Below are 13,723 nucleotides of genomic sequence, written 5' to 3'. Positions count from 1 at the left end.
AGAGTCTCAATCCCTAAAAGGGCGAATAAACCGTATGAGTCCCAGAAAATTGACTGACGAGGATAAACAAGAAATTCTTAAGCTTTATCGGCAAACGGAGGAGACTACCTCTACCTTAGCCGATCGCTATGGGGTGAGCAGCTCGACGATCAGTCGCTTCCTCAAAAGTCATTTATCTGAGGCAGAATACGAAGATCTGATCCAGCAAAAACGCTTGGCAAGAACGCCCGGAAAGCCAATCCCTCTCGCTGCTAGCGAAGAAAAAGCAGTCGAACCCGTCAAAACCACTCCTCCGCGCTCAGAGGTTGCGGAAAGCTTCCCCCCTGAAGATAAAGCGGCTCCTTTGCAAGAGTGGACGATTTCGACTCCAAAAGCCGAAGAATTCTTTAACAGTGAAACCGTTGCCCCTGTTGGCGAGGTAGTTGCTTTAGGAGAAATTATTGGAGAAGATTTAGTTGGTCTCGATGAAGATGAAGACGAGTTAGAAGAGGAAGACTACGAAGATTGGGAAGAGGAAGAAGTAGAGACAGCTTATACCCCATCCATTTCGCCTAAAGTTAAGATTCAAGTGTTACCTTTATCAGCAGCTGCGTTCCCAAAAACTTGTTATTTGGTGATCGATCGCGCTGCTGAGTTAATTACTCGACCCTTAAAAGATTTTGCCGACCTCGGTAAAATTCCAGCTGAAGAATTTCAGCAAAAAACGCTTCCCGTTTTTGATAATCATCGAGTGGCAAGACGTTTTTCTAATCGCTCTCAACGAGTTATTAAAGTTCCCGACGGTCACATGCTTCATAAAACTAGCGCCTATCTGCAAGCAAAAGGAATTACCCGTCTTTTGATGGACGGACAAATTTATTCTTTGTCCTCTTCCTAAGAGGATAGGGGATTGCGAGATAAAAACAGCTAGGCTTGTAGGCCTTTTTGAGAGTTGGGCAGATAAGGACGCATTGCCATGCGCCCTTATCAACAATAGCAGGCCATCACTTATGTCGGATATGCTCGTAAACCCCTAAATATTTCTCGCCGGGATGATTCCAGGAGTAGTCATACTCCATTCCCTGCATGGCAAGTTGGCGGAATTCTTTGGGAGAGGTATACCATAGCTCAAGTGCCCGTCCCAAAGCCGACTCCAGAGCATGATTGTCCGGTTGGAAGAATACATAACCGTTGCGTTCCTCTGGCAAGTGCAATTCATCATAGTCATAATCAAACACCGTATTCAGCAAACCGCCAACTCCCCGGACAATCGGTACGGTGCCGTACCTCAAGCCAATCATCTGCGTCAGTCCGCAGGGTTCGTAGTTGCTAGGGACGACGATAATATCTGCCCCCGCATAGATTAAGTGGGCGAGTTCTTCGTTAAAACCGAGTTCTAAATGACAGTCTGGGTTGTCGTTAAGGTGGCATTTTTCGTGCCAGAACCAAGAGCCAATTGCCGATTCTGTAGGCGAACCCAAGAGGACAAACTGCGCTCCTCTGTTGAGCGAGTAGTAGATTGAATGATGGACGAGATGAACGCCTTTTTGATCGTCGAGCCGACCGATGTAACAAACTAACGGCTTATTGGCATCGCGCAACAACAGCCTTTCTCGGAGGGCTTTTTTGTTCTTGGCTTTTTCCTCGAAGTTATCTATGCTGTAGTGGTAGGGAATATAGTTGTCTAGTTCCGGATTCCAGATGTTATAATCGATGCCGTTGAGAATGCCGCCGAATTTATGATGGTGGATTTCTAAGGTATGATCCAGACCGCAGCCAACCTCGCTGTAGCGGGCTTCCCAGGCGTGGTGGGGCGAAACGGTGTTGACAAAATTGGAGTAGACGATGCCGCCTTTCATGAAGTTAATTGCGGTATCGTTAAAGTTATCCCGCAAGCGATCGTAACTAAAATAATAGGGTTCGTTGTTCAGCCCCGTTGCCCAAAGAACGTCTGCACCTGCGATACCTTGGTGCTTGAAATTATGGATGGTATAGCAAACTCGTTGGTTCCACATCCCATGCCATTTATAGATCTCGAAGAGCATGACTGGGACTAAACCCGTTTGCCAGTCATGGCAATGGATGATATCGGGACGCTTGTTGCTGACTAACAGAAACTCTAGAGCAGCTTTGCTAAAGAAGGCAAAGCGCATATGATCGTCCAAAGCACCATAGTAGTGACCTCGGTTGAAGAAATTATCCCCAGAGTGAGGTTGAATAAAGAAACAGAGCCGTCCGTGTACCCAGCCACAGAATACGGTACAGTGAATAGCGCCCCCATACCAAGGCACCCACAGATCCCGGTAGGCTTCGTGGAGTCCCCAAATCTGGTCGTACCTCATGCAATCGTACATGGGGAGAATAATCTCGACACAGTGACCCCGAATTTCTAATTCCCTGCTGAGTCCGTAAACAACGTCTCCTAAACCTCCAGCTTTGATGACCGGGGCGCACTCAGAGGCTATATGTACGATATACACTTCTTTTTTCCTCGCTTCATTAAAAATTAATCTTTATATCTTTACAAAAGTATATATTTTTCTATACCCAATGATAGATGTTAATGCAAGCAGTAAAAGATACGGTCAAATTCAAAAATGCTTGTAACGCATTGAGTTCGTGGAATCGTAGCATTGCTATGCCTCTACTGGCAACAAAAAATTAGACGAACTTGCGATCGCGATTGATAAGTAGGTAGGCACAATTAAATACACGTAGTGCGGAAAGTGTAGCGGATCCGGAGGCTCTCAGTCCGTAGGACATACCCCGAAAAGCCCGTAGGACATACCCCGAAGAGCGAGCAAGATGCTCGCACTACCTCTGCCATTACTTTTGAAAAATGATATTACCTATTTAATTGTGGAAAATCTCGGCTAATTACCTATCCCCCATAACCCCAAAATATCCGTACTTGAGCAGCAAAGGAAAGGTTAGAGTTGTCACGGTTGTTCGATCCGATTTATCTAACTTTTTCTTCCACTCATCATCTAGCTTTATCGTGACAGTTCCGTTGTCGGTTCGATTGGGATTGCCGAATACGCTGTGACTAATACCCAGTCGAACCTCATTTTCCGATACGAATGGCAGTTGCGAAGGTTGCTCTTCTAGCAGATTTAGGATTTGTTGAATTGCTAGCTTAGGTTTAGCGGCAAAATCTTCATAAAAAAGTCTCAAATATTTTCCCGAAACCGTTCTAGAAAGCGATTCAGTCACGAGATTTCGGATATTCCAACCGAGAGAGTTATCGCGAATTGTGTAAGTTCCCAATCCTTTTTTCTGGCGCTGCGACCAAGAATAGGCAGTGGCGCGAGGGTCTCGAATTAAATGAACGATGTAGAGATCGATTCCTGGCATCATTGACAGCGTATAAGCATAGCCGGGATGGTTGGAATCGTCAACGATAACTCGACTACCAGTTACTTCATGAATGGCGCGATAAAGTTTATCTAAAATAGCGTGATAGTTTTCTAAACGCGACTTTAATTTTGAGCGAACATTGGGAAGAAATCTAGCTAGTAAAGCTTCTTGGGTGCGAGGTTCGCTGCTGCGCTGCAAGCGAGTGATTTCTGGAGGGTCGATTTTATCGATCCCCCCAAAAGCGCGATCGCAAATTGCCTTCCAAACCGAACATTCTCGCACTAAAACACCGCACCCACACAAGCCATTCGGTTTTAGTCCATCTACCCAAATCGTTCGCAATTCGCCACCATGGAAAAAACCGTCAATTTGCCCTAAGATTCTGGCTAATATAGTGCTGCCACTGCGTCCCCATCCTGAAATATAGAGAACCTTTATCTTATTGTTATCCATATCCATCAACTTTTTATACTCGATCGCCCAACCGCAATTATATGAAAATTCTCCAAATTATCCCGTCTATTTCTCTTGTCTATGGCGGTCCTAGTCAAATGGTGCAAGGACTCTCGGCGGCACTAGCGGCTGAAGGAATCGACGTTACCATTCTCACGACGAACGCGAATGGAGACGCGGGTCAACCTTCCCTCGATGTCCCGATTGGCAAACCTATCCCTCAAGACGGCTATCAAATCATTTATTTTCCCTGTTCTCCTTTCCGTCGCTATAAGTTTTCCCTCGGTTTATTGCGCTGGTTAGCTAAGGACGCGCGCGATTACGATTTAGTGCACATTCATGCCCTATTTTCTCCCGTCTGCACGGCAGCAGCAACGATCGCGCGATCGCAAAATCTGCCCTATATTTTACGCCCGCTGGGAACGCTCGACCCGTTAGATTTACGCAAAAAAAAGCAATTGAAGCAACTCTATGGATTGCTCTTGGAAAGACCCAATATCGCGGGGGCAGCTGGAATTCATTTTACTACTCAAGAAGAATGTAAAATCTCCGAACGCTTTGGCATTCAAACAAAAGATTTAGTCATTCCTTTAGGAGTAAGCCTGCCCGAAAATTTGCCTTCTTTGGGACAAGCACGGCAGCAATTTGGCATTCCTGACGATCTCCCCCTACTGTTGTTCATGTCTCGCATCGATCCTAAAAAAGGCTTAGATTTGCTCGTTCCAGCTTTGGAAGCGCTTTTAAAAGAAGGATTGCCGTTTTATTTTGTACTGGCGGGGTCGAATCCTCAGGATCCAGATTACGAGAAACAGATCCGAGAAAGCGTACGAGCTTCCGAACTGTCAAGCTGTAGCACAGTTACAGGTTTTGTTGCAGGAGATTTTAAGTTAGCACTCTTACAAGATGCGGATATTTTCGTTTTGCCTTCTTACTATGAAAATTTTGGTCTGGCAGTGGCTGAGGCGATGGCGGCGGGAGTGCCAGTGGTGATTTCGGATCGCGTTTATATTTGGCAAGACGTGCGGGATGCTGGTGCGGGATGGATCTGTTCGACTGAGGTTGAATCTTTGACCGAAACGCTGAGGTCGGCTTTAGAATCGGTTGAGGAAAGAAAACTTCGAGGTTCCAACGCTCGTAAATTAGTCATAGAGCGCTATAGCTGGAGTGCGATCGCCAAACAAACCATTGCAGTCTATCAGTCTATTATCAGCTAGCGCGATCGCTATTTTGGGATTTAGCCGGACGAATAAGGATATTTAAAGAATGTCTTCTTATTATTGCCACCAACCTAAAAAGCCTAGCCTTCGTCTTAACTGGCTTTTACCTCAATCTGCTTAACCCAAACTCAGGTTACTTAGGTTAAAAAGGCTGGTAGCGCAAGGAAAAGTAGAATCCATCGTCTTGTAATGAATCGCCTTTGTTATCGATAGAAATTAAAGGAATTCCGTAGTCGAGGCGCAAACTTAAGCTATTATCGAGCAACAAGCGCAAACCTAGTCCTATACCAACAAGGGTAGATGGATCGGGGTCAGGCGCTCGCTCGTTCCAACCCGTCCCGACATCAACAAAAGGAGTCAACTGTAGCAAATTAGGGTCGGCAGTAAGGGGAATGCGGAGTTCTATCGAACCGAGAATGCCATTATCTGCTACCAATTGATTTTGAACGTACCCCCTTACCGTATCCACACCACCGAGACTGAATCGTTCTGGCGATAATAAAGAATCTGGGGTCAGTTGAGCATCAAATCGCGTCAGCAACAAAATTCTTGGCGACAATTGCTGTACCCATTGAAACTGTCCCTGCTAGCTAAAAAAGCTTCCATCCGTACCCGAATCGTTAATCGTTGCCCCAAACGCATCAATTCCAATACTAAACTGAGAGCGGGCAGCTATTACATTAGTGGGACTGCGATCTACCCATTCTTGGAAAAATCGAATTGCCGTCACATTTGATTCTCCTTGTTCGGCACCAATTGAAAACGAAAACGGTCGGTCGAGTAAAAAGGTTTGACTGCGACGCAGATCTAAAGCTATGCCCAAAGCTAATTCATTATCTGGCGTTTTTACAATTGGTTGGCGAAAACCAAAAGAAATCGTCTGCGTCTCGCTACTAATATCAAACTCATCAAATTCTTCTTCGACAATATTGCTGTCGCTATTCTCAAAACGCAAGTCAATAGTTCCGTCGAGGGCATTGACGGGGATGGAATATCTGATATCTAAAATACTGAGTCCTTCATCATCGGTTAACCCGTATTCAGCACTGAGGCGATCGCCAAACCCCAATAAATTATCATGAGAGACTAATAGACTACCTTGTATAGAACCAATACTAGGAGCGCGATAATTATCTATAGCAATGCTGCCGTGAAAAGCTGGAGCTTCTTTAAGGTTAACAATTAAAATACTTTGTCCTGGCGTGCTACCCGCTGTTAATTCGGCATTGACTTGTTCTAATAGCGGGTCTAATTGTAGGAGTTGTAGGGTTTCTTCTAAGCGTTGTTGGTTTAAGGGTCGATCTGTGCCTCGTTCGAGACGCGATCGCACGTATCCTTCTTGTAGGCGATTCAGTCCATTAACTTCAATCTTCTCTAGCTTGCCTTCAACGACTTGAATTTGGACGATCCCGCTGTTGAGGTCTTGATTGCTGGGCAAAAAAGCCCCAGAGTTAATGTAGCCGTTGTCAACATAGAGTTCGGTAATTTTAGAGCGCAGACAAAGTAATTCTTCAAACGTTACTTGAGTATTTTCAAAAGGTTTAATTAAAGCGGCAATTTCTTCTTGTAAAACTGTACTGCTAAGTATCTCCACTTTTTTAACTAAAAAGCGATCGTCATCAGTGGCGGGAGAAATACACTCAGAAGCCTGGGAAGGAGAAGGGGTTTGCAGATTAGGTTTTGGTGGTGAGGAAGGAGGTTCAGTTGGCAGACGTTGAGGAAAGGTTTCGGGAACGGGTGGAGGCAATTGAGCGATCGCCTTTAAAGGAATACTGAGTAAGATAACAAGACTAAAAAAATTTAAAATAGTAAACCACATCAAGGCTAGAGAAAATTTCTAGATATATCCAGTAAATATCCGATTTAATTCAAATTAATCTTAATCAAAAAAAAGCTTATAAAAGCTGTTTTTATAGAAATAACTAGGAATGCCCGATCGCGAGATTGGGAAGCCTGCGCTATAAGCTTTGATTTAGCGCAGGAGGATGTTACAGTACAGGGAGATGACGCAAGATAGGTGCGGTGCGATCGCAAAAACTAAATTCCAACTTCAAAAGCAAGATCTGCTTCGACATGGCTAGGGTTAGCGAGAAGAGACTGGCGTTCCGCTTCGTTGGCATAAAAATACGTGCCTGGTACAAGGGGATTTTGGAAACGATCGATTGGCGCACCCAGGTTAGAGCCTGCCCCGTAAGCGTAAAAAGCAAGATCTTCTTCGACAAAATTCGGATTGTTTTGCAAGATATTTTGACGTTCTGCTTCACCAACGTAGGGATAGGTTTGCGGTACGCTAGCGTTTTGGGAACGATACAAAGGTACTAAGTCATCGCCGGGAGCGACACCAACAGGAAAAGCAAAACCATCTTCATCAAAGTTGGGGCAGTTTTGTAAGATACTCTGGCGTTCCTCTGAACCAACATAAACATGGGTTCCTGATTGGCTTGTGTTCTCAAATCCATAGATAGGGGTGTCGAGTGACGACAAAGATGAAAGCAATGAATTCGATGAAGTCGTAGCAAGAATATTGCGTACATCGGCATCGGTTAAATTGGGATTAGCAGAGAGCATGAGAGCGACGACACCTGCTACGTGAGGCGTTGCCATTGACGTGCCGTCTAGGTACTGGTAGCCCCCGAAAACGTATTCATCAGGAGCGGTAGAATAAATACCGACTCCTGGTGCAGTGACATAGACGAGCGGGTTGTCTCCCGCGCGATCGTAGTATTGGTAGTACGAACTATCGACTGCCCCAACAGCCACACCCCAATTGCTAGCCAAATAGGCAGGAAATATTGGCGTGGGGTAAGGATTACCATATTCATCACCGTTACCAGCCGCCATCACGACAATGCATCCTTGTTGACTCGCATATTCAATGGCAGCTTGTTCATTAGCACTAAAGCGATTACGCGAGCCCAGACTGAGGTTCAGCACCCTCGCTCCATTATTGACAGCATAATAAATGCCTTGGGTTAACGTGTCTGAATATCTTTCTTGTTCGCCGTTAGTATCAGGAAGAACTTGAATAGGCATAATTTTGGCATTGGGAGCAACCCCAGTCGTGCCGTACTCATTATCCACAGCCGCGATCGTTCCTGCGACGTGAGTCCCGTGTCCGTTTGCGTCCCATGTGTTGTTACTACCATAAAAAAAGTTCCAGCCGTAAACGTCATCGACGTAACCATTCCCGTCGTCATCGAAGCCGTTATCGGCAATTTCATCGATATTTGTCCAGATGTTGCTTGCTAGGTCGGGATGGTTAAGATCGACCCCAGTATCAAGAACGGCTACTGTAACTCCCTGACCCGTATATCCTTGCAACCATGCTTCCGGGGCGTTAACCATATTAATGCCCCAATCCTCACCGTAGACGCTGCCGTCGGGATAATATGGATCTTCAACGTTAGGAAAGGGGGCTTGACCGATCGCGGCGGCTACGGCGGCAGCAGCATTGACGAATCCATAACCATTACTGCTACTATAGACCATTTTGACTTTTCTCCTTTGTAAAAATTACTAGAAAACTTGACTTTTCACTCATCAAAGTTTTTTAGGATTTGATTTTGATAATAAAAACTTAGATAAGCCAATTCATTAGTTTTTTTGTCAAAATGAGGCCTGAAGAAGGTAATTTTAATTTCAGATTTTTGAAAAAAGGATTGCCGAAAACTGTAAGGTGAATTGCAATAAAAAAAAGAGGCTCATTTTCTGAACCTCGCCGCGATCGCTATTGTTTTTTTGTGGTTGTAGATGCTATCTAGAACACTGGCGACTCATAAGGTAACGTCCGTTGGGAAGTCGATACACGCCTTGCGCTTCGACAATGGGATCGCCAATTTGCCAAGAATCTTTCCCTGATTCATTGTTGGGAACAGTCCGCACTTCTCCCGTTGGATAGGACGAAATCGAAGCATCTCCGGGACGGACGGGTAAGCCACCCGAACCCGTAAAGATGAAAGTCCCTGCTTGCTTTCGGTTTGGCACTACGCAACTATTGGCAATTAAACTTTCAGGATCGATGACATTTTCTGGTAATTCTGTAATGCTATTTTGAAGAAAGGTGAGATCGGGTAAGTTAATGGCTCCAGCAACGGCACCACTAGCATTGATATCGACGCGATCGTTACCATCTAGCGTATTTGGGTCAGTGCCTTCGGGTGCGCTTTGGAAGCGAGAACCGAAGAAAACCGGAGTAGCGAGAGTAATGTTGCCTCCCCTGCCATCGCGAGCAAAGGCAAGAATATCGCTATCGTCGTAAGCCAAAATCGAATTAGCACTCAAAGTGATATCGCCGCCGCCACCCGTACCGCTAGCAACGTTAGTTCGGATATCGCTGTCTCCGCGAAGGCCAATATCTTGAGCGGTAAGATTAATCGCACCACCTGAAGCGCGATCGCTTGATGTGGTAATGTCGCTATTGGTTAGCGCGATCGCATCTTTAGCATTAATCGTAATCGTGCCTGCATTATTTTGTCCTTGGGAAAGGGCACTAATTTGAGCGTTATTAATTAGAGTTAGAGAGCTAGTTTGAAGGTTAACATTTCCGCCTTTTCCTGTAGAGCTAGATGTGGTAGCAGCTGAGATACTGGCTCCATCTTCAATTAGCAATTGTTCGGTAGTAACATTTAAGATACCTGCATTTCCCGAACCTTGGGTTTCAGTGGTTAAAAGAGTAGGCTTTCCATCTCTAGCTCTGAAACCGCTTAGTTTAACTAATTCGGAAGCATTCACTGTCAAATTTCCCGCGTTTCCTTCCCCTTGGGTTTCTGTCGTGATTTCAGCTCCATTTTGAAGAAATAATTGAGCGGTAGTGAGGTTTAAATCTCCTGCATTTCCTTTTCCTAAAGTGATAGTTATCAACAAACCACTAAGCGTACCATTAGCTGAAGTCCCAATTAGTTGCACAGAGTCAGAAGCATTAATCATTAAATTGCCTGCACTCCCTTCTCCTAAAGTAGAGGTTGAAATGACTCCTCCATCTTGAAGTAGCAATTGTCTAGTAGTTAGGTTTATATTCCCTGCGTTTCCTGTTTTCCCAGCAGCAGTGCTTAAGTTACTGGAAGTCTCACCATCACGAGAAGTTCCAATTAATTGCACTGAGTCGGAGGCATTAACTGTCAAATTTCCTCCCTCTCCTTCGCTAATAGTATCAGCAACAATGCCTGCCCCATCTTGAACGAGCAACTGACCAGTATTTATGGTCAACTCTCCTGCCTTCCCTTTTCCAACAGTTTTAGTGTTCAACTTACTCGGTGATTGACCATTGATAGTGGTACCAGCGCCGATCAGTTGTACCGATTCAGAAGCATTGACTGTTAACTTACCTGCATTCCCTTCCCCTCCAGTGCTAGTAGATATAAATGCTCCGTCTTTGACCAGTAACTGCTCTGTAGTAATAGACAAATCTCCCGCTCGTTCTTTTCCTAGAGTTCCGGTGGTCAAGGAACTAATGAGTTGAACTTCTTCACCATTGTCAAGACGTACTATAAAAGGGCTAATTCCAATGACTTGAACCGATTCGGAGGCATTGACATTCAGATCTCCTCCCTGTCCTTCGCCTAATGTGGTGGTTGATATAGATGCCCCGTCTTTTAACAACAGTTGTCTAGTAGCAAGGGTTATATCTCCAGCATTTCCTTTTCCTCCAGTGCCAGCAGTCAAAAAACTTGACTGTTGACCAAAGTTAGTAATACCAGTACCACTCAGTTGTACCGACTCAGACGCATTAACGATCAAATTTCCAGCATTCCCATCCCTTAATGTGGTAGTTGATATGGATGCTCCGTCTTTTAACAACAGTTGTCTAGTAGCAAGGGTTATATCTCCAGCATTTCCTTTTCCTCTAGTGCCAGCAGTCAAAAAACTTGACTGTTGACCAAAGTTAGTAATACCAGTACCACTCAGTTGTACCGACTCAGACGCATTGATAGTCAAATTCCCTCCATTTCCTTCACTTGTTTCTCCAGTGCTAGTTGATATAAATGCTCCATCTTTTACTAGCAATTGTCGAGTATTAATCGTTACATCTCCTCCGTTTCCTTGTCCCAAACTGCTGGTGAGTAAGCTGCTCGAATTTTGACCATCGCCAGTACCACCAACCAGTTGTACCGATTCGGAAGCATTGATAGTCAAATTCCCTCCATTTCCTTCACTTGTTTCTCCAGTCCCAGTTGCTATAGATGCTCCATTATTTAAAGAGAGTGTTTCAGCTTGAATATTAATATCTCCAGCATTACCTTGTCCTGACGTGATATTACCTATAAGGGCACCATCAGTAAGAGAAATCGCTTTATTGGCAATCAGGGTAATACTACCAGCATCACTAGAATTAGAAGAAGAGTCAATAAAACTGTTAGTGAGCGTAATATTCTTTCTTGAGTCAACTACAATTGAGCCACTATTGCCAGAAAATTGTCCCTGAAAATCCCCTGTAGCTAGATTTCCAGGCTTAATCGTTCCACCTACCAACGCGTTATTAGGTTGATACTGATTAGTGATAAAAATTAACCCATCGGGAGCAGTCATGGTAACGCTACCAATAGTGATATCTGCACTTGTTGGAGAAGTAGTAAGAGTTGGTGTTTCAGGTAAGAAGAAGTTATTAATAAAAAAGTCTGTGAAGGAGTTAAACCCTATAATACCAGCGCTACCAATCTTTTCTGGTTTTATCCCCGCGCGAATATCTACAGTCGGTTGAATGCCACCATTAATCGATATTTCGGTGCCATTAGATAACTGAACCGTTTCCTGAAGAAAATCAACCCCTTCTGTACCTGCATCCGCTCCAGTAATAATGACAGTACCAATATTTACCGAACCTCCTGCTAAGATATGCAAGGAAGCGCCTCTGTAAATATTAAAACTGACATCGCCAAGAGAGCGAATCACGGGGTCATGAGGACTATACAAATCCCCTAAATTTCCATCTAACTGCTCAATGCGAAAATTCCCCCCACTCCAAAAATGTGCATCGCCGCCTACTGTATTGGCACTCCGCAACACCAAATCTCTGCCAGAAAACAAACCACTCGCCGGATGATTCAAGGCAAAGATATCAACCTTTTGATTTCCTTGAACGATTAAATCTCCTTTCGCTGCGGCAACAAATGGATTGAGGGCACTATCGCGTATCTTTACTGCATCCAATGCTTTCAGCGTTAAATTCCCCCCAGCTAACAATTGACCTTGTAAATCTAAATTTCCTGCCGAGAGAGTCAAATCTTTACCTACTGCTAAATTTCCTCGATTAACAATTACCCCAGGCGTATTAGCAGCTTGCTCGAAAAATGCTACTCCAGGACTGACAGAGAGTAAACGACTCTTTTGCGGTTCAGTGGCACTAAAAAATCCATTTTCTCCAAGTTGGATACCATCTGCCGTAGTAGCAACAAATGAGCCGGAAATATCTAAACTGGCATTAGAACCGAATAATATTCCATTGGTATTGAGCAAAAATAAATTCGCTCCTCCTAATACTCCTAATCTACCGAGAATGTGGGAAGGATTGCCTCCAGTGACGCGAGAGAGGATGTTGGTAATTCCCCCTGGGTTGGCAAAATAAACGCCTTTCCCTTCGCCGACGTTAAATTCTTGAAAGCTGTGAAAGAGATTTTCTCCGCGAGTTGCGCCGCCATCTATGCGTTCGTTTTGTTGGTCGATTGGATTAACGACAGAACTTTCATTTCCCAAAGTATTATCTGGGATGATTTGAGCGATCGCGCGATCGCAGTTAAAGGTTAATATGCCACTAACTGCCAGACTACCTAACCAGGTAAAAGCTACGGTACCCAAATTTCTCTTCATATCGTTTTCCAGACTTTTCCTGAATTTTGCAAGTTTTTGAGCGTTCGAGTCAAGTCTTTGTTAGGAATCGCCAATCATAGTGCGATTCTCAATCAAATCACTGTTTCCTTAAGAAGTTTTCAGCATTTAGCGACTTTACACTTTTGTGCAATCTCGATTGTCAAGCTCGGCAAATAACATCCCAGAAAAAGCTAATGTTTTTAATTTTCTCTTCTTTTATTGTTGTCACTATAGAGTAATTGATTAATTTAATATCAATCTTTCTCTAAATTCCAATGACTGAAAACTTAGGAATTAATCATGAAAATTGAAGACTTATCTTTTTGCGAAGACTTATCTTTCTGGACTGAAGTGACTGATGAAGATGTTAGTAATGTTAATAGTGGTTACATTGATTATTGGAATATTGCAGATCCTACGGCTAGTTTGTTTAGATCTACAGGTGACTTTCTTAAATCTGTAGGTTTAGATGGTAGTTGGATGTATGGAGCAGCTTTGAATTACTATCGTTGGTGATTTAGGCTAATCCTAGATTTATAAGTTTTCTAGTAATCCGATATCGAAGCACTCATAGTATTTATGAGTGCTTTTTTTAATTCGATCGATTTCGAGTATTTTTATCTTTTACACAAATAAGGCAGCAAGACAGCAGGTAGAATTGTGACTGTTCGCTACCAAGCTGATGCTGATTTGAATCAAGCAATCGTAACAGGTGAGGTGCTGGTTGACTGACAAAACTCAGATCGCCCTCACCCCAACCCCTCTCCCAGAGAGGGAGAAGAGCTTTCAACTTAAGACTTTTTAAGACTTTGGCCTGAAGTCCCTTCATCCCTTGTAGGAGAAGGGATTTAGGGATGAGGGGACAAAGATTTGTCAGTCAATCAGGGTGAGGTGTTTGAAGAAGAGAGCCTAGA

At 44.1% G+C, this 13,723-nt stretch carries 7 protein-coding genes and 1 pseudogene; 3 read left to right on the top strand and 5 right to left on the bottom strand.

Annotated elements, in window-relative coordinates; translation table 11 throughout:
- Positions 1-34: 34 nt before the first annotated feature.
- A complete protein-coding gene (locus tag PLE7327_RS14175) occupies positions 35-877 on the top strand; it encodes a helix-turn-helix domain-containing protein (RefSeq protein WP_015144495.1) in 843 nt (280 codons plus the stop codon).
- Positions 878-983: 106 nt separating this feature from the next.
- Here the strand turns inward: PLE7327_RS14175 and glgA are convergent, their stop codons facing one another.
- Both glgA and PLE7327_RS14165 read right to left on the bottom strand, forming a co-directional pair.
- Positions 984-2,459, bottom strand: coding sequence for a glycogen synthase GlgA (gene glgA / locus PLE7327_RS14170; RefSeq protein WP_015144494.1), 1,476 nt, complete (start codon positions 2,457-2,459; stop codon positions 984-986).
- A 397-nt stretch (positions 2,460-2,856) separates the two neighbouring features.
- On the bottom strand, positions 2,857-3,789 hold the full coding sequence (locus PLE7327_RS14165; protein WP_186005323.1) for a sulfotransferase: 933 nt from the start codon (positions 3,787-3,789) through the stop codon (positions 2,857-2,859).
- 41 nt (positions 3,790-3,830) lie between these two features.
- On the opposite strand from PLE7327_RS14165, the gene hpsP reads away from it, so the two are divergent.
- Positions 3,831-5,003 (top strand): hormogonium polysaccharide biosynthesis glycosyltransferase HpsP, encoded by a 1,173-nt coding sequence (hpsP, locus tag PLE7327_RS14160; RefSeq protein ID WP_015144492.1) that lies wholly within the window; start codon positions 3,831-3,833, stop codon positions 5,001-5,003.
- Between the two features lie 145 nt (positions 5,004-5,148).
- On the opposite strand, the pseudogene PLE7327_RS14155 reads toward hpsP, so the two are convergent.
- The 3 genes and pseudogenes from PLE7327_RS14155 to PLE7327_RS14145 all read right to left on the bottom strand — a co-directional run bounded on the left by PLE7327_RS14155 (position 5,149) and on the right by PLE7327_RS14145 (position 12,809).
- A pseudogene (locus PLE7327_RS14155) lies at positions 5,149-6,825 on the bottom strand (ShlB/FhaC/HecB family hemolysin secretion/activation protein).
- Positions 6,826-7,043: 218 nt separating this feature from the next.
- The gene (locus tag PLE7327_RS26260) at positions 7,044-8,495 is read right to left on the bottom strand and encodes a S8 family peptidase (protein ID WP_015144491.1); all 1,452 of its coding nucleotides are present in this window, start codon (positions 8,493-8,495) and stop codon (positions 7,044-7,046) included.
- 264 nt (positions 8,496-8,759) lie between these two features.
- Entirely contained in the window at positions 8,760-12,809 is a 4,050-nt protein-coding gene (locus PLE7327_RS14145; RefSeq protein ID WP_015144490.1) for a filamentous hemagglutinin N-terminal domain-containing protein, read from the bottom strand.
- A 300-nt stretch (positions 12,810-13,109) separates the two neighbouring features.
- Here PLE7327_RS14145 and PLE7327_RS14140 point away from each other — a divergent pair, with 300 nt between their 5' ends.
- Positions 13,110-13,325 carry a hypothetical protein gene (locus PLE7327_RS14140; RefSeq protein WP_015144489.1) on the top strand — a complete coding sequence of 72 codons (216 nt, stop codon included), beginning with the start codon at positions 13,110-13,112 and terminating at the stop codon, positions 13,323-13,325.
- The last annotated feature ends 398 nt before the right edge of the window (positions 13,326-13,723 follow it).

Origin of the sequence: Pleurocapsa sp. PCC 7327, from assembly GCF_000317025.1 — a bacterium.
Taxonomy (GTDB): Bacteria; Cyanobacteriota; Cyanobacteriia; order Cyanobacteriales; family Microcystaceae; genus Hydrococcus.
The sequence above is the reverse complement of the archived record's forward strand: the minus strand, read 5'-3'. Positions and strand labels throughout refer to the sequence as shown.

Excerpts from the sequence above, each read along its gene's own strand:
- PLE7327_RS14175 (WP_015144495.1), top strand. The coding sequence starts at position 35 with ATGAGTCCCAGAAAATTGACTGACGAGGATAAACAAGAAATTCTTAAG.
- PLE7327_RS14165 (WP_186005323.1), bottom strand. The coding sequence starts at position 3,789 with ATGGATAACAATAAGATAAAGGTTCTCTATATTTCAGGATGGGGACGC.
- hpsP (WP_015144492.1), top strand. The coding sequence starts at position 3,831 with ATGAAAATTCTCCAAATTATCCCGTCTATTTCTCTTGTCTATGGCGGT.
- PLE7327_RS26260 (WP_015144491.1), bottom strand. The coding sequence starts at position 8,495 with ATGGTCTATAGTAGCAGTAATGGTTATGGATTCGTCAATGCTGCTGCC.
- PLE7327_RS14145 (WP_015144490.1), bottom strand. The coding sequence starts at position 12,809 with ATGAAGAGAAATTTGGGTACCGTAGCTTTTACCTGGTTAGGTAGTCTG.
- PLE7327_RS14140 (WP_015144489.1), top strand. The coding sequence starts at position 13,110 with ATGAAAATTGAAGACTTATCTTTTTGCGAAGACTTATCTTTCTGGACT.